This window comes from Marinobacter oulmenensis, assembly GCF_014201735.1.
GTDB lineage: Bacteria > Pseudomonadota > Gammaproteobacteria > Pseudomonadales > Oleiphilaceae > Marinobacter > Marinobacter oulmenensis.
In genome coordinates, this window is sequence record NZ_JACHFE010000010.1 from 22792 (window position 1) to 42107 (window position 19316).

15 protein-coding genes and 1 pseudogene are annotated in these 19316 nt (G+C 61.3%); 14 read left to right on the forward strand and 2 right to left on the reverse strand.

Going from position 1 to position 19316, the window contains the following annotated elements:
* The first annotated feature begins 4 nt into the window (after nt 1-4).
* The 9 genes and pseudogenes from murD (at nt 5) to lpxC (ending at nt 10480) form a co-directional block, all read left to right on the forward strand.
* Nucleotides 5-1345 (forward strand): UDP-N-acetylmuramoyl-L-alanine--D-glutamate ligase, encoded by a 1341-nt coding sequence (murD, locus tag HNR38_RS15785; protein ID WP_183706104.1) that lies wholly within the window; start codon nt 5-7, stop codon nt 1343-1345.
* A complete protein-coding gene (gene ftsW, locus HNR38_RS15790) occupies nt 1345-2532 on the forward strand; it encodes a putative lipid II flippase FtsW (protein ID WP_183706106.1) in 1188 nt (395 codons plus the stop codon). The genes murD and ftsW overlap by 1 nt, the downstream gene beginning before the upstream one ends.
* On the forward strand, nt 2529-3614 hold the full coding sequence (gene murG / locus HNR38_RS15795; protein ID WP_183706109.1) for an undecaprenyldiphospho-muramoylpentapeptide beta-N-acetylglucosaminyltransferase: 1086 nt from the start codon (nt 2529-2531) through the stop codon (nt 3612-3614). The genes ftsW and murG overlap by 4 nt, the downstream gene beginning before the upstream one ends.
* Nucleotides 3607-5052, forward strand: coding sequence for a UDP-N-acetylmuramate--L-alanine ligase (murC, locus tag HNR38_RS15800; RefSeq protein ID WP_183706111.1), 1446 nt, complete (start codon nt 3607-3609; stop codon nt 5050-5052). Before murG ends, murC begins: the two co-directional genes overlap by 8 nt.
* Nucleotides 5045-6022, forward strand: a complete 978-nt coding sequence (locus tag HNR38_RS15805; protein ID WP_281380429.1) for a D-alanine--D-alanine ligase — start codon at nt 5045-5047, stop codon at nt 6020-6022. The genes murC and HNR38_RS15805 overlap by 8 nt, the downstream gene beginning before the upstream one ends.
* Nucleotides 6015-6854: a cell division protein FtsQ/DivIB gene (locus tag HNR38_RS15810; RefSeq protein ID WP_183706113.1), complete on the forward strand. Its 840-nt coding sequence runs from the start codon at nt 6015-6017 to the stop codon at nt 6852-6854. Before HNR38_RS15805 ends, HNR38_RS15810 begins: the two co-directional genes overlap by 8 nt.
* Before the next feature lie 36 nt (nt 6855-6890).
* Nucleotides 6891-8126 carry a cell division protein FtsA gene (ftsA, locus tag HNR38_RS15815; RefSeq protein ID WP_183706115.1) on the forward strand — a complete coding sequence of 412 codons (1236 nt, stop codon included), beginning with the start codon at nt 6891-6893 and terminating at the stop codon, nt 8124-8126.
* 101 nt (nt 8127-8227) lie between these two features.
* Nucleotides 8228-9214 (forward strand): annotated as a pseudogene (gene ftsZ, locus HNR38_RS15820) (cell division protein FtsZ); the annotation flags it as partial.
* Nucleotides 9215-9562: 348 nt separating this feature from the next.
* Complete coding sequence (gene lpxC, locus HNR38_RS15825; protein ID WP_183706119.1) at nt 9563-10480, forward strand: UDP-3-O-acyl-N-acetylglucosamine deacetylase; 918 nt, start codon at nt 9563-9565, stop codon at nt 10478-10480.
* Between the two features lie 11 nt (nt 10481-10491).
* Here lpxC and HNR38_RS15830 read toward each other — a convergent pair whose 3' ends face one another.
* The gene (locus HNR38_RS15830) at nt 10492-10944 is read right to left on the reverse strand and encodes a DUF721 domain-containing protein (protein WP_183706121.1); all 453 of its coding nucleotides are present in this window, start codon (nt 10942-10944) and stop codon (nt 10492-10494) included.
* Between the two features lie 169 nt (nt 10945-11113).
* Here HNR38_RS15830 and secA point away from each other — a divergent pair, with 169 nt between their 5' ends.
* The 5 genes from secA (at nt 11114) to ribA (ending at nt 17384) form a co-directional block, all read left to right on the forward strand.
* Nucleotides 11114-13870, forward strand: coding sequence for a preprotein translocase subunit SecA (gene secA / locus HNR38_RS15835; RefSeq protein ID WP_183706124.1), 2757 nt, complete (start codon nt 11114-11116; stop codon nt 13868-13870).
* Nucleotides 13871-13970: 100 nt separating this feature from the next.
* A complete protein-coding gene (argJ, locus tag HNR38_RS15840) occupies nt 13971-15188 on the forward strand; it encodes a bifunctional glutamate N-acetyltransferase/amino-acid acetyltransferase ArgJ (protein WP_183706126.1) in 1218 nt (405 codons plus the stop codon).
* Nucleotides 15169-16158: a Nudix family hydrolase gene (locus HNR38_RS15845; RefSeq protein ID WP_183706128.1), complete on the forward strand. Its 990-nt coding sequence runs from the start codon at nt 15169-15171 to the stop codon at nt 16156-16158. Before argJ ends, HNR38_RS15845 begins: the two co-directional genes overlap by 20 nt.
* Nucleotides 16159-16194: 36 nt before the next feature.
* Nucleotides 16195-16677, forward strand: a complete 483-nt coding sequence (gene moaC, locus HNR38_RS15850; RefSeq protein ID WP_183706130.1) for a cyclic pyranopterin monophosphate synthase MoaC — start codon at nt 16195-16197, stop codon at nt 16675-16677.
* A 95-nt stretch (nt 16678-16772) separates the two neighbouring features.
* Entirely contained in the window at nt 16773-17384 is a 612-nt protein-coding gene (ribA, locus tag HNR38_RS15855; RefSeq protein WP_183706132.1) for a GTP cyclohydrolase II, read from the forward strand.
* Here the strand turns inward: ribA and dxs are convergent.
* On the reverse strand, nt 17363-19294 hold the full coding sequence (dxs, locus tag HNR38_RS15860; RefSeq protein WP_183706134.1) for a 1-deoxy-D-xylulose-5-phosphate synthase: 1932 nt from the start codon (nt 19292-19294) through the stop codon (nt 17363-17365). The genes ribA and dxs overlap by 22 nt on opposite strands.
* Nucleotides 19295-19316 lie beyond the last annotated feature (22 nt).

Genomic DNA, 19316 nt, shown 5'->3' on the forward strand with positions numbered 1-19316 from the left:
GGCTATGAGTGTCATTGTTTCGGATCGTCGCACATTGATCGTAGGGCTCGGTAAGACCGGGCTTTCCTGCGTGCGCCATCTGTCCGGACAGGGGCGGGAGGTGGCTGTAGCCGACAGTCGCCTGCAGCCGCCGGGGCTCGATGAGCTGCGCTCACGGTGGCCGGATGTGCCGGTTTACCTGGGGGAATTTGAGGCCGAACGGTTCAGCGGTTTCAACGAACTGGTGGTCAGCCCCGGCATCAGTATTGCCGAGCCGGCTATCAAGGCGGCAGCAGAGCAGGGCGCGCGCATTCGCGGCGATATTGATCTGTTTGCCGAGGCAGCGGACGCCCCGATTATTGCCATCACCGGTTCGAACGGAAAAACCACGGTAACCACACTGGTGGGCGACATGGCCCGGGCAGCCGGGCGCCGGGTCCAGGTGGGCGGCAACATCGGTACGCCGGCCCTGGACCTTCTGGGGCAGGGGGCGGATCTCTATGTTCTGGAGCTGTCCAGTTTCCAGCTGGAAACCACCGAGGAGCTGGGCGCGCTGGCGGCCACCGTGCTGAATGTCAGCGATGACCACATGGACCGTTATCCCGACAAGATGGCCTATTACCAGGCCAAGCAACGCATTTACCGGGGCTGCCGGAATGCCATCGTGAACCTGGATGACGCCCTGAGCACGCCCATGGCCATGGACAGCATCCGGTTCCTGTGTTTCGGCTTCAACCGGGTCAATCCCGAAACCTTCAGTACCCGGGATGACGAGCACGGCACCTGGATCACGTTCGGCCTGGACAACCTGTTGCTGGCCAGTGAGCTGAAGCTGATGGGGCTTCACAACCTCAGTAATGTCATGGCGGCACTGGCACTGGGGCATGCGGCCGGGTTGCCCATGGACGTCATGCTGGAGGTGGCCCGTGCCTTCCGGGGATTGCCGCACCGGTGTGAGTTCGTGCGCACCCTCAACGGGGTGGATTACATCAATGATTCCAAGGGTACCAATGTGGGCGCCACCGTGGCGGCCATCGAAAGCCTGGTGCCCGATCATGGCAGGATCGTGTTGATTGCCGGTGGTGAAGGCAAAGGCGCCGATTTTCATCCTCTGCAGGAACCGGTTGCCAGCTGCTGCCGGTCGGTTGTGCTGATCGGGCGTGATGCCGGGCTGATGGAACAGGCGATCGCGAAGCGCGTGCCGGTCACCCAGGCGGAGTCCCTCGCCGATGCCGTGTCGGCCGCAGCAGAGCAGGCCCATGAAGGGGATCGGGTTCTGTTTTCTCCGGCCTGCGCCAGCTTCGACATGTTCCGTGATTACGGTGAGCGGGGTGACTGTTTCCGTTCACTGGTGGAGGCGCGCTGATGGCCATGACCATGAATGCACACGGTCAGTTGATCCGGCGGGGCGAGATTCAGCCGCTGCCGGTACTGGTGGTGACGTCGGTGGCGTTGCTGGTGGTCGGCGTGGTGATGATTTCCTCGGCCTCCATGGATATGGCCGCAGCTACCGTCGACAACGCCTATTACTACGTCATTCGCCAGGTGATCTTCGCCTTGCTTGGCTGTCTGGCTGCACTGGTTGCCGTCAATGTGCCTATCGCCTGGTGGGAACGCAGTGGCTGGCTGCTTCTGGGCGTCGGCCTGCTGGTGCTGATTCTGGTGCTGACCCCACTGGGCCGGACCGTTAACGGCTCCACCCGCTGGATTCCCATGGGGCTGTTCAATGTCCAGGTATCCGAGGTGGCGAAGCTGTGCCTGATCGCCTATCTGGCCGGCTATGTTGTGCGCCGCCGCGAGGAACTGCTGAATACCTGGCCCGGTTTCCTGAAACCGTTGCTGGTGCTTGGTCTGGCCTCCATGCTGCTGGTGATTCAGCCGGACTTCGGCGCCACCGTGGTACTGGTCAGCGCCGCCGCCGGCATGATCTTCCTGAGTGGGGTCCGGTTGACCCGGTTCATGCCCCTGATCGCCATTCTGGCGGGGCTGGGAACACTGCTGGTCGTTACCCAGCCCTATCGTCTGAAGCGGGTGGTCAGTTATCTGGATCCGTGGAAAGACCAGTTTGACAGTGGTTACCAGTTGACCCAGTCGCTGATTGCCTTTGGCCGGGGTGAATGGTCGGGCGTGGGCCTGGGTAACTCCGTGCAGAAACTGTTCTATCTGCCGGAGGCCCACACGGACTTTATCTTCGCCATCATCGCCGAGGAATTCGGTCTGCTGGGTTCACTGCTGGTAGTGATGCTGTTCACCGCACTGGTGGTCAGCGGTTTCACCATTGCCCGTCGGGCAGAAAAAAACGGCATGCCCTTTGGTGCCTGCTTCAGCTATGGCATTTCCCTGCTGATTGGTCTGCAGGCCGGTATCAACATGGCGGTCAGCACCGGGTTGCTGCCGACCAAGGGGCTGACTCTGCCCCTGGTGAGTTACGGCGGCTCCAGCCTGATGGTGACCTGCGTGTGTATTGGTGTACTGGCACGGGTGGAAATGGAGCGGCTGGACCGGCTGCGGATGTCGGCGACAGCGCCCCAAAAACGGGGAGGTGCGTCATGACCACCCCCCGGCGTTTTCTGATCATGGCTGGCGGTACCGGTGGGCACGTGTTCCCGGCGCTTGCCACGGCCCGGGCGCTGCAGGCTCAGGGGCACGACGTGCATTGGCTGGGAGCCAGCGGCGGCATGGAAGAGCGTCTGATCGGCCAGACCGATATACCTCTGTCGCTGATTCATATTTCCGGGCTGCGTGGCAAAGGCAAACTGGCATTGCTGGCGGCTCCCTTCCGGCTGATGCGGGCGCTGGGCGAAGCCTGGACCCTGTTACGCCGGATCCAGCCGGATTGTGTGATTGGCATGGGCGGCTTCGTGACCGGCCCCGGAGGCGTCGCAGCCTGGATGCAGAAGCGGCCACTGGTGATTCATGAACAGAACGCCATTGCCGGCATGACCAACCGCTGGCTGACCCGTTTCGCCGGCACGGTGCTGGAGGCGTTTCCCGGCAGTTTTGGTGAACAGGTCGTGACCCGCTGTACCGGTAACCCGGTGCGCCATGACCTGGCCGCATTGCCGGAACCGGAGCAGCGTCTGGCCCGGCGCGAGGGGGCCATGCGGTTGCTGGTTGTAGGCGGCAGTCTGGGCGCCCGGGTGTTCAATGAGCAGGTGCCCGAGGCTCTGGCCCTGATGTCCCCGGAACAACGGCCGGAGGTGCGCCACCAGTGTGGTGAGAAAAATCTGGAGGATGCCCGTGCCGCCTACGAAAAAGCAGGTGTACAGGCGTCGGTCGAGCCATTTATTGCCGATATGGCAGAAGCCTACGAATGGGCGGACCTGGTGCTGTGTCGTGCTGGCGCCCTGACCATTTCCGAGCTGTGCGCCGTGGGCGTCGGGGCCATTCTGGTGCCTTTCCCTCATGCGGTCGATGACCACCAGACCCATAACGGTCAGCACATGGTGAAAGCCGGTGGCGCCCTGATGGTACCCCAGCCACAACTGACGCCTGAGGGTCTGGCCGAGAGTCTTGGGGAACTGTCTGGCAACCGTGAAAAAGTGATGAATATGGCGAAGGCCGCCCGCTCGCTGGCCCGCCCTGATGCAACGGAGAGAGTCGTGAATTACTGTCTGGAGGCCGCCAATGGCTGATGCAACCAATCCGCCACTGGTCTATCAGGTGCCCGAAATGCGCCGGATCCGCCACATCCATTTCGTGGGTGTTGGTGGCGCTGGTATGAGTGGTATTGCCGAGGTTCTGAAGAACCAGGGCTATGAAGTGTCCGGGTCCGATATCAAGGACAGTGCGGTCACCGGTCGCCTGCGGGCAATGGGCGTTGAGGTGCATATCGGCCATCGCGCCGGCAACAGCGACAAGGCGGACGTGGTCGTGGTTTCGTCCGCCGTTTCCGAGGATAACCCGGAGGTCTCGGCGGCCCGTTCCCGGCGTGTGCCCATTGTGCCGCGTGCCGAGATGCTGGCGGAGATCATGCGTTACCGTCACGGCATCGCGGTGGCCGGAACCCATGGCAAGACCACTACTACCAGCCTCATCGCCTCGGTGCTGGGCGAAGCCGGTCTGGACCCGACATTTGTCATCGGCGGCAAGCTGAACAGTGCCGGCACCAATGCCCAGCTGGGCGGCTCCCGGTACCTGGTGGCAGAGGCTGACGAGAGCGATGCGTCGTTCCTGCACCTCACGCCGGTGATCTCTGTGGTGACCAACATTGAAGCCGACCACATGGACACCTACGGCGGTGATGTCGAGAAACTCAAGCAGACGTTTGTGGAGTTTCTGCACAACCTGCCTTTCTATGGCGTGGCGGTGATGTGTGTCGATGATGCCTATGTTCGCGAGATCATCCCCCGTATCTCCCGGGCCATCATCACCTACGGCATCGATAACCCGGAGGCCGACTATCGGGCCGAAGAGATTGTCTCCGATGGCCTGAAAACCCGTTTTGTCGTCCGTCGCCCCGGTGGCCGCCCGGACCTGAGCGTTGAGCTGCGCATGCCGGGCCGGCATAACGTGCTGAATGCACTGGCCACCATTGCCGTGGCCACGGACGAAGGTGTCGATGATCAGGCCATCTGCCGGGGACTGGCCGGGTTTGCCGGCGTTGGTCGCCGATTCCAGATCTATGGCGAGTACCAGTTGTCGGAGGGCTCGGCGACCCTGGTGGACGATTACGGACACCATCCCACGGAAGTGGAAGCGGTTATCCGGGCGGCCCGTGAAGCCTGGCCCGGCCGCCGGCTGGTGATGCTGTATCAACCGCACCGGTATACCCGGACACGGGATCTGTACGAGGACTTTGTGCGAGTGCTGTCCGAGGTCGACGGCCTGCTGCTCATGGATGTGTATCCGGCAGGTGAGCCGGCGATCCCGGGAGCCGATGGCCGGGCCCTGTGCCGCAGTATCCGGCAGCGTGGCAAGGTGGAACCGGTGTTCGTGGAGAGTAATGACGGTATTGAACATCTGCTGGCGAACATCCTGCAGGATGGCGATCTCCTGATTACCCAGGGGGCCGGTGATGTCGGCGGTGTTGCTGCGCGGCTGGCCGCGGCGGGAGTGACAACCGATGAGTGAACCGATGCATACCGCCGCACAGGATTATCAGGCACCACCGGAACTGGTGAAGGCGCTTGGGCGTGTTGCTGTGTTCATGGGTGGCGATTCCGCCGAGCGGGATGTGTCCCTGAAAAGTGGCCGGGCGGTGCTCAGCGCACTTCAGACGGCGGGTGTCGATGCCCATGGGGTTGACGTCCAGGGCTGTCTTCTGCGGACAGTGGAGGCCCCCGATTTTGACCGGGTGTTCATTGCCCTGCATGGCCGGGGCGGAGAAGACGGTACCATCCAGGCAATTCTGGGGCAGGCCGACATTCCCTATACCGGCAGTCAGGTACTGGCCTCGGCCCTGGCCATGGACAAGCTGCGGACCAAGTACGTGTTTGAGGGCTGTGGTCTGCCGACACCGCCTTTCCGGGCCATGACGTCCGAGGCGGAAGCGGCTGACGTGGTGTCCGCGCTGGGCGTGCCGCTGAGTGTAAAACCGGCTCATGAAGGCTCCAGCATCGGTATCCGCAAGGTCTATAACGCGGCGGAGCTGGCTGAGGCCTACCGGGGCGCAGCGGAGCTCGATGACTTGGTGCTCGTGGAGAAGTGGGTTGAAGGCCCCGAGTTCACGGTCAGCCTGTTGCAGGACCGGGCGTTGCCGGCCATCGGACTGAGTACGGACCATGATTTCTACGATTATGACGCCAAATACCTGACTGACGACACCAACTACCGGATTCCCTGCGGCCTTGCGCCGGAGGATGAGCTGCGGCTGCAACAGCTGGCTCTGGAAGCCTTTCGGGTTGTTGGCTGCCGTACCTGGGGCCGGGTGGACATCATGCAGGACGCGGATGGCGAATTCTGGCTCCTGGAAGTGAACACCGTGCCGGGTATGACCGATCACAGCCTGGTGCCCATGGCGGCAAGAGCCGCGGGCATCAGTTTTGAGGAACTGGTGGTGCGCATACTCAGGGATACCCTGACGGAGGACGTGCATGCTTGAAACACTGCTGATCCGGAGTCGGGCGGTACCGCCCGAGCCGCCCCGGCGAAGGGGAGCAACCTCCCTGGAGCCAGGGCGGGACCGGTTCGGGGTGTTGAAAGCGGTGCTCTCGGCCGTGCCCTGGCTGCAGGTGGGCCTGGGGCTGACGGTGTTGTTGCTGGCGGCAATGCTGCCATGGGCCGGGGACCGGCTGCTGGCCGCGATGGATCAGCAGATCCTGGCGGTGGATGTCGATGGCAACTTTGTGGGTGAAAGCCGGGTCGGCATTGAACGGGCGGCCAGCGCCTGGATTGGTAAAAGCTATTTCGCCACCGACCTGGCGGAAATCAAGGCCGAACTGGAGCAGCGCCCATGGGTGGCCTCGGCTGCAGTCAAACGGGTCTGGCCGGGCCGACTGGAAATTGACATACGGGAACGCAAGCCGCTGGCGTACTGGACGGATGGTCGGCTGGTCAGCCGCTCGGGCGAGCTGTTTTCGCCCCCGAATCCGGAAGTGGCGGGAAGCCTGCCGCGACTGGCGGGGCCGGATGAGCGGGTCCGCGAAGTCATTGATATGGCGCGCAGCATGAGCGAGCGGCTGGTGGACTACGGGCTGGGGTTTGCCAGCCTGGAACTGGAACAGCGGGGCGCCTGGACCCTGAGCCTGAGCAACGGTATCGAAGTGGTGCTGGGGCGGGACCAGGTACAGAAGCGCTTCGAGCGGTTCATCACGGTTTATGAAGACCGTCTGGCTTCGAGAGTCGACGAAGTCAGCCGGATTGATGCCCGCTACTCCAATGGGGTGGCGGTGCAGTGGAAGGCGGATGCGGCCGGAGCCGCTCCGAAATCCTGATAATGATTAACTCGAACCTGGGGTTTGGTGAAACACATGTCATCGGTTGATACGGAAAACATGATTGTCGGCCTGGATATCGGCACCTCGAAAGTGGTGGCGATCGTCGGCAAACGCAAGATGGATGGCACCATCGAAGTGGTCGGTATCGGTTCCCATCCGTCCCGCGGTCTCAAGCGTGGCGTGGTGGTCAATATCGAAACCACGGTGCAGGCCATTCAGCGCGCGGTGGAGGAAGCCGAGTTGATGGCAGGCTGCCGGATTCATTCGGTCTATGCCGGTATCGCCGGTAGCCATATCAAGAGCCTGAATTCTCACGGGATCGTTGCGATCCGGGACCGGGAAGTGACTCAGGCCGACATTGACCGGGTGATTGACGCAGCCCAGGCGGTGGCGATTCCGGCGGACCAGAAAATTCTGCACATCCTGCCCCAGGAGTTTGTCATCGATAACCAGGAGGGCATCAAAGAGCCCATGGGCATGTCCGGGGTGCGCCTGGAAGCGAAGGTCCACCTGGTGACCTGTGCCGTCAATGCTGCCCAGAACATTGAAAAATGCGTCAAGCGCTGTGGCCTGGAAGTGGACGACATCATCCTGGAACAGCTGGCCTCCAGCCACGCCATCCTCACGGAGGATGAAAAGGAGCTGGGGGTCTGCGTGGTGGACATCGGCGGTGGCACCACCGATATCGCCGTGTTCACCGGCGGCGCGATTCGTCACACCGCGGTGATCCCGATCGCCGGTGATCAGGTGACCAATGACATCGCCATGGCGCTGCGCACGCCGACGCAGAACGCCGAAGAAATCAAGATCAAGTATGCCTGCGCGCTGACACAGCTGGCCGGCGCGGACGAAACCATCAAGGTGCCGAGTGTCGGCGACCGGGCGCCCCGGGATCTGTCCCGCCAGGCCCTGGCTGAGGTGGTTGAGCCCCGTTATGAAGAGCTGTTCACCCTGGTGCAGTCCGAACTGCGCCGCTCGGGATTCGAGGACATGATCCCGGCAGGCATCGTGATCACCGGCGGCTCGTCCACCATGGAGGGCGTGGTGGAGCTTGCCGAGGAGATCTTCCACATGCCGGTACGGCTTGCCAGTCCGCAGGCTGTCGCCGGTATGACGGAAGTGGTCAACAACCCGATTTACTCCACCGGAGTGGGCTTGTTGATTCACGGGTTCCGGCAAATGGATCTTGGCCAGGAACCGCCGCTCAAGGGTGAGGATGCTCCCTCACTGGTTGAGCGTATGAAAGCCTGGTTCACCGGTCATTTCTGATCGGTAATCAGGAAGCTGTACACGAAGGTATCTCGAAAACGACACAATGATCTGTACAACCGGTGCGGATAGACCGGTCACAGCACGAAGGAGTAGGGGAAATGTTTGAACTAGTTGATAATGTTCAGCAAAACGCAGTTATAAAAGTCGTCGGTGTTGGCGGTGGCGGTGGTAACGCCGTACGCCACATGCTCAACAGCGACGTGGAAGGCGTGGAGTTTATCTGCGCCAATACCGATGCCCAGGCACTTACTGACCTGGACGCTCGTCAGGTTATCCAGCTTGGCGGTGCGATCACCAAGGGGCTGGGCGCAGGTGCCAATCCTGAGATCGGGCGCCAGTCCGCTCTGGAAGACCGGGACCGTATTGCCGAGGCCCTGAGCGGTTCCGACATGGTCTTCATCACCGCCGGCATGGGCGGCGGTACCGGCACCGGCGCTGCGCCTATCGTGGCTGAAGTGGCGCGCGAACTGGGCATCCTGACCGTAGCGGTCGTCACCAAGCCGTTCCAGTTTGAAGGTGGCAAGCGCATGAGCGTTGCCGAAGCCGGTCTCCAGGAACTCGAAGAGAATGTCGACTCCCTGATCACCATCCCGAACGAAAAACTGCTGGCGGTGATGGGCAAGAAAACCAGCCTGCTGGATGCCTTTGCCTCTGCCAACGATGTTCTGCTGGGCGCGGTTCAGGGTATTGCTGACCTGATTACCCGCAACGGCATGATCAACGTCGACTTTGCGGATGTGAAAACCGTAATGTCCGAGATGGGCATGGCGATGATGGGTACCGCCCGCGCCACTGGCGAGAACCGGGCTCAGGAAGCCGCCGAGGCCGCCATTCGCAGCCCGCTGCTCGAGGACATCAACCTGCAGGGCGCCAAGGGCATCCTGGTCAACATCACTGCGGGTATGGATCTCAACCTGGGCGAATTCTCCGAGGTTGGCGATATTGTGCGCGAGTTTGCCTCCGAGTCCGCGACAGTGGTTGTAGGTACCGTGATCGATCCGGAAATGACCGACGAGCTGAAAGTGACCGTTGTGGCCACTGGCCTCGGCGGCGATCGGGAAAAGCCCACCAAGGTAGTGGACAACACCCGGACACTCGACGGCACCACCGACTACAACCAGCTTGACCGTCCGGCGGTACTGCGCAGGCGCGCCGTGTCCCAGGGCAATGTCGCGCTGGACCAGAGCAAGGAAAAAGAAGAGCAGGGCGTGGACTATCTCGATATTCCCGCATTCCTGCGTCGTCAGGCAGACTGATAAACTTTCGTCTTATTGCTCGAATTGAGATAAGGCGGACTGACCATAACCGATGACTATGTCACGTATTTAATGAAAGTCATTCTGGTTAAATGGTACTCAGTCTGGAATTCTGATATTCTCGCCGGCAAGATTTTTGTCGAGAATATCGCTTTTTTGTGACGGAATGATGAACCGATGATCAAGCAACGGACACTCAAAAACACCATTCGTGCGACTGGTGTTGGCCTGCACTCCGGGGAGAAGGTGTACCTCACCCTGAAGCCGGCTCCTGTCGACTCGGGGATCATTTTCCGCAGGGCGGACCTGGATCCGGTCGTTGAAATCCGGGCCTGCGCGGAGAATGTTGGCGAGACCATGCTGTCCACGACGCTGGTAAAAGACGGTGTCCGTGTGGCAACGGTAGAGCACCTGCTCTCTGCCATGGCGGGTCTCGGTATCGATAACTGCTATGTGGAACTGAGCGCGGCGGAAGTGCCCATCATGGATGGTTCTGCCGGTCCGTTCGTGTTCCTGCTGCAGTCGGCTGGTATTGCCGAGCAGGAAGCGGCCAAGCGCTTTATCCGCATCAAGCGGGAAGTGACCATCGAGGAAGACGACAAGAAAGCCACCTTCCTGCCGTTTGAAGGCTTCAAGGTGAGCTTTGGTATCGACTTCGATCACCCGGTCTTCAAGGGTCGGGCCCAGACAGCGACCGTGGATTTCTCCAGCACCTCCTTCGTCAAGGAAGTGTCGCGCGCACGGACCTTCGGTTTCATGCGTGACATCGAGAAACTGCGGTCGATGAACCTGGCGCTGGGTGGCAGTGTCGACAACGCCGTTGTTGTTGACGACTACAAGATCCTGAACGAAGACGGCCTGCGCTACGACGACGAGTTCGTCAAGCACAAGGTCCTGGACGCCATCGGTGATCTGTACCTGCTTGGTAACAGCCTGATTGGTGAGTTCCGCGGTGTGAAATCCGGTCACGACCTGAACAACAAGCTGCTGCGCAAGCTTCGGGCGGAAGAGGATGCGTGGGAAGTGGTCACCTTCGATGACGAAGCCACGGCCCCGATTTCCTATATGAAACCCGTGCTGGCGGCTCAGGCCTGAGGCAGGACGCCTCAGTCCCGGACGTGGCTTGCGAGTTTTTCGAGAACCTCGCGTAGAGCTTTATCCTTCGTGTGCCCGGCTTCCTCTTTGAGGAGCCGGGCATTTTCGTTACTGAGCGGTGCCTTTTCCGGCTTTCGGGTGTGTCGGAAGCGCGGCGGGCTCACTTTGATGCGGACCTTCCAGGCATACTGGAAAGGTTCATGCTGCCTCAGCGCCGCCATGATTTCGTGCTGGCGGAAACGCAGTTGCGTCGCCTTGCCGGCATTGTCGGTGGAGAGCACCAGTTCCCCTTCCCGATAACTGACAAAACGTGTGCCCGGGGCCAGTCCGTCCGGAATGGCCGACATCACCAACTGTTCTGCCCGGCTGTGCAGTTCCGCACGTTCAATCAGGCCCTGCAGGCGGGCGCCGGTACCGCCACCACCGGAACCGAAAACCTTTCTGTGATCGCTGTTGTCGTTCATTACCTGTCAGTTCTTCGTGCACCCAGAGAGTCCGGGTCAGGGTTTGCCTGCCCGGGAAATGACATCAGCATAACAGAAGCCTGTCTCTGCGGGCCTCTACCTTTTGTCCTGTCGTTAAATAAGGTTAGAATGCCTGCTTCACTCCGTTTAACTTAAGAAGCAGTGGTCTATGTTCACAAAGCTTGCAACGAAGATGTTCGGCAGTAAGAATGCCAGGGAAATCAAGAGGATGCGCAAGGTTGTTGCGCGCATCAATGACCTTGAGGAACAGTTTGGCGCATTGTCGGATACCGAGTTGCAAGGCAAGACGGCGGAATTCCGCCGTCGCCTGGACGATGGCGAGAGCCTGGATGCGGTGATGCCGGAGGCTTTTGCCACCGTTCGCGAGGCCAGTCGCCGGGTGATGGGCATGCGCCACTTCGACGTACAGTTGATTGGTGGTATCACGCTGCACGAGGGCCGGATCTCCGAGATGAAGACCGGGGAAGGCAAGACCCTGGTAGCGACCGCGCCGGTCTACCTCAATGCCCTGTCGGGTAAGGGCGTGCACGTTGTGACAGTGAACGATTACCTGGCCCGCCGGGATGCTGAATGGATGGGCCGTCTTTACCGCTTCCTGGGTCTCCAGGTAGGCGTCGTGGTTGCCGGTCAGTCAGCCGAAGAGAAAAAGGCCGCCTACCAGGCCGACATCACCTACGGCACCAACAACGAATTCGGTTTCGATTATCTGCGCGACAACATGGCGTTCAGCATTGAGGAGAAAGCCCAGCGTCCCCTCAACTTCGCCATTGTCGACGAAGTGGATTCCATCCTTATTGATGAGGCCCGCACGCCGTTGATCATCTCCGGCGCGGCGGAGGACTCCTCCAGGATGTATCAGGAGATCAACGCCCTGATTCCAAGCCTGGAAAAAGGCGAGGTTGATGAAGAAGGTGGCGAGCCCACCGGCGATTTCACCATCGATGAGAAATCGCGTCAGGTGGAGCTGACCGAAGCCGGCCACGAAAAAGTCGAAGAACTGCTGCTCAGCCGCGGCCTGCTGAAAGAGGGCGAGAGCCTGTATTCGGCCGCCAACCTGAGCCTGTTGCATCACGTTCATTCCGGCCTGCGTGCCCATCATCTGTTCCAGCCGGACGTAGATTACATCGTCCAGAACGGTCAGGTGGTGATCGTGGACGAGCACACCGGCCGGACCATGCCGGGCCGTCGCTGGAGTGAGGGTCTGCACCAGGCCATAGAGGCGAAAGAAGGGCTCAAGATTCAGGCCGAAAGCCAGACGCTGGCGTCCACCACCTTCCAGAACTACTTCCGCCTGTATGACAAGCTGGCGGGTATGACGGGTACCGCCGATACCGAAGCGTTCGAGTTCCGCCAGATCTATGGCCTGGACGTGGTGGTCATTCCGCCTAACAAGCCGATCCAGCGGATTGACTACAACGACCTGGTGTACCTGACCCAGGAGGAAAAATTTCACGCCATCATCGATGAGATCAAGGATGTCACCGCCGATGGTCGGCCGGTGCTGGTGGGTACGGCATCCGTTGAAGCCTCGGAACTGCTGTCGATGCTGCTGAAAAAAACCGGCATCGAGCACAAGATCCTGAACGCCAAGCAGCACGATTCCGAAGCCCTGATCATTGCCCAGGCCGGTCGGCCCGGCGCGGTGACCATCGCCACCAACATGGCGGGCCGTGGTACCGATATCGTGCTGGGGGGTAACTGGGAATTCGAGGTTGCCGCACTGGAAAACCCGACCGAGGAAGACATCGCTCGGGTCAAGGCCGAGTGGAGCGAACGGCACAACCAGGTGCTGGAGGCCGGCGGCCTGCACATTGTGGGTACCGAGCGCCATGAGTCCCGTCGTATCGACAACCAGCTGCGTGGCCGTGCCGGTCGTCAGGGTGACCCCGGTTCCTCCCGCTTCTTCCTGTCACTGGAAGACAACCTGATGCGGATCTTCGCGCCAGAGCGTGTGAAGAACCTCATGCAGGCCATGGGCATGAAGAAAGGCGAGGCCATCGAGCACCGGATGGTCACCAACGCCATCGAGAAGTCCCAGCGCAAGGTTGAAGGCCGTAACTTCGACATGCGTAAGACCCTGCTCGAATATGACGATGTCGCCAACGACCAGCGCACGGTGATCTACGACCAGCGTAACGAGGTCATGGCATCGGAGGACATCTCCGAAATGGTCGATACCATCCGTGCCGATGTGGTCGATTCCGTGGTCAGCGATTTCATCCCGCCGCAAAGCATGCCCGAGCAGTGGGACGTGGCCGGACTGGAATCCCACCTTCAGTCCGAGATGGCCATCGAGCTGCCGGTCCAGCAGTGGCTGGATGAGGACAATAAGCTTTACGAAGAGAAGCTGCGCGAGAAAATTCTGGACGCCATCGTGGCCGAGTACCGTTCGAAGGAAGAAATTGCCGGTGCCGAAGCCATGCGCAAGTTCGAGAAGCAGGCCTTCCTGCAGGTTCTGGATACCCTGTGGAAGGAACATCTCTCGAACATGGATCATCTGCGCCGGGGCATCCACCTGCGTGGGTATGCACAGAAAAACCCGAAGCAGGAGTACAAGCGCGAGGCGTTCAACCTGTTCGAGGACATGCTCGATACCATGAAGCGCGACATCACCCGGATTCTCTGCCATGTCCGGGTACAGAGCCGCGAGGAAATGGAGGAAATCGAGCGTCGTCGTCGCGAGGAGCTCGCCCGGGAAATGGCCAGAGCCAAGCTGCAGCATGAACAGACCAGCGCTGCCGCCAGAGAGCAGGCGGACGAGGACGATGAGCAGGGCAATGCCCAGGCCGGTTCTTCTGCCACGCCGGAGACCTTCGTCCGTCAGGAGCGTAAGGTTGGCCGCAATGAGCCCTGCCCCTGTGGCTCCGGCAAGAAATACAAACAGTGTTGTGGCAAGGTGAGTTAAACCCGGTCACCACGAGCTATACAGGAACCCGCAGACTGCCCCGGAGTGGCGGTCCTGCGGGTTTTGTCGTTCCAGTTCTGGAGAATGTGAGGAGGCAGTCATGGCGGTAGGTCCCGGAACCTTACCCGAATTTTTCCCGGTCAGTGGTGTCAGCCTTGGCATTGCAAGTGCCGGTATCAAAAAACCGGGCCGCAAGGATCTGGTGGTGTTTGAGCTGGCGCCGGGCACCCGTGTGGCCGGTATTTTTACCCGTAACCAGTTCTGTGCCGCACCGGTGGTTGTCAGCCGTCGCCATCTGGCCTCCGAAGCACCGCGCTACCTGCTGATCAATACCGGTAATGCCAACGCAGGCACCGGTGAGCAGGGCATGGCCGATGCCCTGCAGTGCTGTGAGTCCCTGGCCGGACAGGCGAAGGTGGCGACCGAATCAGTCCTGCCGTTCTCCACCGGCGTCATCGGTGAGCCCCTGCCGGTTGATCGAATTGTCAAAGCGCTCCCCGACGCGCTGGCCGATACCCGTGAGGACCGCTGGGCGGAGGCCGCAAGCGGCATCATGACCACCGATACCCGGCCCAAGGGCGCCACCCGCCGGGTGGACCTCGGCGGTCATCAGGTGACCATTTCCGGGATAAGTAAAGGCGCGGGCATGATTCGGCCGAACATGGCGACCATGCTCGGCTTTATTGCCACTGACGCTCTGATTGCTCCGGACGCTCTGCAGCGCCTGTCTTCGGAACTGGGGGAAAGCTCCTTCAATCGCATCACCATTGATGGCGACACCTCCACCAATGACGCCTGCATGCTGATGGCCTCGGGCCAGTATGGCGGCCCGGAAATCACCGCAGACAGCCCGTTGATGCCGGCGCTTCGCGCGGCGCTGAAAGAGGTCTACCTGGAACTGGCTCATGCCATTGTTCGTGACGGTGAGGGTGCCACCAAGTTTGTCACCATCGACGTCCATGGTGCCGCCAGTCAGTCGGAAGCCCTGGATGTTGCCTACACGGTCGCGCACTCGCCGCTGGTCAAGACGGCGCTCTACGCCTCCGACCCCAACTGGGGGCGTATTCTGGCAGCTGTGGGCCGGGCCGGTGTCGAGGGGCTGGACCTGAACGCGGTGACCATCCACCTGGGCGATGTCTGTCTTGTTCGTGAAGGAGGCCGTGCCGATGACTACACCGAAGCTCGTGGGCAGGCGGTGATGGACCGTGAAGAGATCACCATTGCCATTGATCTTCACCGGGGCGATGTCCATGAAACGGTCTGGACCTGCGATTTCTCCCACGATTATGTGACCATCAATGCCGAATACCGCACCTGACAGCAAGGCCCCGGCCGCCGGGGCGCAACGAGTTGTCCATGTGGCTGTCGCGGTGATTGTCCGCGACGGCAGGGTGCTGATTGCCAGGCGGCCCGAGCACGTGCATCAGGGTGGACTGCTGGAATTCCCCGGGGGCAAGGTGGAACCCGGTGAAACGGTCCAGCAGGCTCTGGTTCGGGAGATTGCCGAGGAAACCGGCCTTCGGGTGCCAGAGTCCGGGCTGGAGCCGGTCATCGGCATCCGTCACGATTACGGTGACAAGCAGGTGTTTCTGGATGTCTGGCAGACTGCCACGGCCACCGGGGAGCCCTTTGGCCGGGAAGGGCAGCCAATTGAGTGGCTGGCACCGGAAGACCTGGCGGACGCGGACTTTCCTGCCGCCAACCGGCCCATCATCCGGGCTCTTCGACTGCCCAACCGGTTGGCGATCACCGGTGACATGGAACCGGTTGCTGAGGCCGTCGGACATCTGCAGCAGCGATTGGCACAGGGCGCGCCCGAACTGTTGATGCTACGTGCCCCCGGTCTGTCTCCTGAGGGTTACCAGGTGCTGGCGCAGCAGGTGTTGCCCCTGGCCTCCGAGCGCGGTAGCCGGTTGATACTTCATGGCCGGCCCGAATTGCTGGAAGCCCTGCCGGGAGCTGCCGGGGTGCATCTTCCCTGGGCCGTGGCCAGGGAGTTTGATGAACGTCCGGTACCTGAGCATTTCCTGCTGGGGGTGTCCTGTCACGATGCCGGGCAACTCGAACAGGCGCAAAAACTGTCAGCGGATTACGCGGTGCTCGGCCCTGTGTTGCCAACGCCAAGCCATCCGGATGAGCCGGGAATGGGCTGGCAGGTCTTCCAGCAGCTGGTCGCTGGTGCCACTGTGCCGGTCTTCGCGCTGGGTGGCATGACCGCGGACCAGGAACTGCAGGCCCGGCAAATGGGCGGGCAGGGGATCGCCGGTATCGGTTTCTGGTGGCGCTGACGCCTTCAGGCAAGTTTTGTTTATCGGGAGAGGCCAATGAGTAAGCTGACGCATCTGGATGACCGGGGTGAAGCCCGGATGGTCGACGTGACCGACAAGGCCGTCACGGAAAGAGAAGCCAGGGCTCAGGCCGTGCTCCGGATGGAGCCGGAAACCCTGCGGATGATCATGGCGGGCGAACACCCGAAAGGGGATGTGCTGGCGACCGCGAGGATTGCCGGCATCATGGCGGCGAAGAAAACCTCCGAGCTGATTCCCCTGTGCCACGCCCTGAATCTCACGTCGGTCAAGGTCGACCTGGCACCTGGCGAGGACGGCCGATCGGTCAGGATTGTCGCCCGGTGCAAACTCTCCGGGCAGACCGGTGTGGAGATGGAAGCGCTGACGGCGGCCAGTATTGCGGGCCTGACCCTTTACGATATGTGCAAGGCGGTGGACCGTGGCATGGTGCTGGAGGCCGTCCAGCTGCTGGAGAAAACCGGCGGACGTTCCGGCCACTGGCGTGTACCCGAGGCCTGATGCAGAACAGCGGCGTAGGTGTTAACGGCGCTACGCCGTGCCGGCCCCCCGTGGTAGAATGCCCGCCCACATTGTCAGAACCACGAGGATGTACAGTGGCTGTTCGTTACATTGAGACCTGCCGTTTGCCCACCCCTTTCGGCGTTTTCGACATGCATGGCTTTGAAGAGCCCGACACCGGTAAAGAGCATGTGGCGTTGACCCTGGGGGATATCAGCGGCGATGAGCCTGTTCTGGCGCGAACCCACTCCGAGTGCCTGACCGGTGATGCCCTGTACAGCATGCGTTGTGACTGTGGTTATCAGTTGGAAGAGGCCCTGCGCAGCATCGCCCGTGAGGGCCGGGGCGTTCTCTTGTACCTGCGTCAGGAAGGCCGTGGTATCGGTTTGCTGAACAAGATCCGGGCCTACCGTCTGCAGGATGAGGGCGCGGATACCGTTGAGGCCAATGTACAACTGGGCTTCGCGGCCGATATGCGGGACTACAGCATGTGCCGTGACATGCTGGGGCACCTGGGCATTTCAGGCCTGCGGCTGATGACCAACAATCCCCGCAAGGTGCGCGCGCTGGAGGAATACGGAATCCGTATTGCCGAGCGGGTGCCGCTGCATGTGGGGCGCAACCCCCACAACGAACATTATCTGAATACCAAGCAGAGCAAGCTGGGCCACTGGCTGGAGACCCATCAGGACGACGATCCGGTCTGAGCCAGTGACTGGCTGTCCAGTTGCGCCAGGCGCCGGGCAATGGCGTCGTGGATGCCCTCGGCGTCCAGTCCGCATTCACGGAGCTGTTCGCCGTGCTTGCCGTGATCCACAAAGCGGTCTGGCAGGCCCAGTTGCAGTACCGGGATGCTGACCTGGCTGGCGTTCAGGAATTCCGTCACGGCACTGCCGGCACCCCCGGCCACGACATTTTCCTCCAGAGTGACCAGCAGCTCGTGCTGCTCGGCCAGTTCCATCACCAGCGCTTCATCTAGTGGTTTGACGAACCGCATGTCCGCCACTGTCGCATCCAGAGCCTCGGCTGCTTCCAGGGCCGGTGCCAGCAGGGTACCGAAGTTCAATACGGCAATCCGCCGGCCATCACGCATCCTGCGGCCCTTGCCAATGGGCATGGGAGTAAGGGCCGGCTCGATCCGGGCTCCAGGGCCGGTGCCCCTGGGGTAACGAACCGCTGCCGGTCCCTCGAAATGCAGGCCGGTCTGCAGTAGCTGACGGGTCTCGTTCTCGTCCGACGGGGTCATGACGAGCATCTTCGGGATACAGCGCAGGTAGCTGATATCAAAGGCGCCGGCATGGGTTGGGCCGTCTTCACCCACCAGGCCGGCCCGGTCAATGGCAAAGAGTACGTCCAGATCCTGTACGGCCACATCGTGAACGAGCTGATCGTAGGCCCGCTGCAGGAAAGTCGAGTAGATGGCCACCACCGGCTTGGCGCCATCACAGGCCAGTCCGGCGGCCAGGGTGACGGCATGCTGTTCGGCAATCGCGACGTCAAAGTAGCGGTCAGGGAAGCGTTTGGAAAAGGCCAGAAGGTCTGACCCTTCGCACATGGCCGGGGTGATGCCGACAATCCGTTCGTCCTGCTCTGCGGCGTCGCACAGCCACTGGCCGAACACGTTGGCATACTTGGGCGTTTTGGCTTTGGCCGGTCCAGACGTTGAGGCCGGCTGCGGCTCGATCTTGTTGATGGCATGGTAGCCCACCGGATCGGCTTCTGCCGGGGCGAAGCCCTTGCCTTTGGTGGTGACCACGTGCAGGAACTGGGGGCCCTCCAGTTCACGGATGTTTTCCAGGGTTTCCAGCAGCAGGGGCAGGTCATGGCCGTCCACCGGGCCGATGTAATTGAAGCCCAGTTCCTCAAACAGTGTGCCCGGTGCGATCAGGCCCTTGAAGTGCTCCTCGGTTTTCTTTGCCAGGGTCATCAGCGGTGTGCCGCGCAGAACCTTCTTGCCGCTGTCCCGGACCTGGTTGTAGGTGCGGCTGGACAGCAGCTTGGCGAAGTAGTTCGACAGTCCCCCGACGTTGTGGGAGATCGACATGTCGTTATCATTGAGGATCACCAGCATGTTGGCGTTCAGGTGCCCGGCATGGGTCAGCGCCTCAAAGGCCATGCCCGCCGTCATGGCGCCGTCACCGATCACCGCGATGCTCTTGCGGCCGGTATCCTGGAGCTTGGCGGCAATGGCCATGCCCAGTGCGGCGCTGATGGAGGTGGAGGAGTGGCCGACGCCAAAGGTGTCGTACTCGCTTTCGCTCCGTTTCGGGAACCCGGCCAGACCATCCTTGCGGCGAATGCTGTTCATCTGTTCCCGGCGGCCGGTGAGAATCTTGTGGGGATAGGCCTGATGGCCCACATCCCAGACCAGTCGGTCTTCGGGAGTATTGAAGACGTAATGCAGGGCCACGGTCAGTTCCAGGACGCCCAGGCCGGCGCCGAAATGACCGCCGCTCTGGCCAACCGACCAGAGCAGGAACGCACGCAGTTCCCTGGCCAGTTGCGTGAGCTGTTCGGCAGGCAGTTCCCGCAGCTGGGATGGCGTTTCAATTCTGTCGAGGAGCGGCGTCTGGGGCCGCTTCGACGGAATCTCCCGGAATATGTAGGTGTCCTGCATCGGCTCGGGTCTTCGTCGGAAA

Coding starts and splice junctions, on each gene's coding strand:
- murD (WP_183706104.1), top strand. CDS start 5: ATGAGTGTCATTGTTTCGGATCGTCGCACATTGATCGTAGGGCTCGGT.
- ftsW (WP_183706106.1), top strand. CDS start 1,345: ATGGCCATGACCATGAATGCACACGGTCAGTTGATCCGGCGGGGCGAG.
- murG (WP_183706109.1), top strand. CDS start 2,529: ATGACCACCCCCCGGCGTTTTCTGATCATGGCTGGCGGTACCGGTGGG.
- murC (WP_183706111.1), top strand. CDS start 3,607: ATGGCTGATGCAACCAATCCGCCACTGGTCTATCAGGTGCCCGAAATG.
- HNR38_RS15805 (WP_281380429.1), top strand. CDS start 5,045: ATGAGTGAACCGATGCATACCGCCGCACAGGATTATCAGGCACCACCG.
- HNR38_RS15810 (WP_183706113.1), top strand. CDS start 6,015: ATGCTTGAAACACTGCTGATCCGGAGTCGGGCGGTACCGCCCGAGCCG.
- ftsA (WP_183706115.1), top strand. CDS start 6,891: ATGTCATCGGTTGATACGGAAAACATGATTGTCGGCCTGGATATCGGC.
- lpxC (WP_183706119.1), top strand. CDS start 9,563: ATGATCAAGCAACGGACACTCAAAAACACCATTCGTGCGACTGGTGTT.
- HNR38_RS15830 (WP_183706121.1), bottom strand. CDS start 10,944: ATGAACGACAACAGCGATCACAGAAAGGTTTTCGGTTCCGGTGGTGGC.
- secA (WP_183706124.1), top strand. CDS start 11,114: ATGTTCACAAAGCTTGCAACGAAGATGTTCGGCAGTAAGAATGCCAGG.
- argJ (WP_183706126.1), top strand. CDS start 13,971: ATGGCGGTAGGTCCCGGAACCTTACCCGAATTTTTCCCGGTCAGTGGT.
- HNR38_RS15845 (WP_183706128.1), top strand. CDS start 15,169: ATGCCGAATACCGCACCTGACAGCAAGGCCCCGGCCGCCGGGGCGCAA.
- moaC (WP_183706130.1), top strand. CDS start 16,195: ATGAGTAAGCTGACGCATCTGGATGACCGGGGTGAAGCCCGGATGGTC.
- dxs (WP_183706134.1), bottom strand. CDS start 19,294: ATGCAGGACACCTACATATTCCGGGAGATTCCGTCGAAGCGGCCCCAG.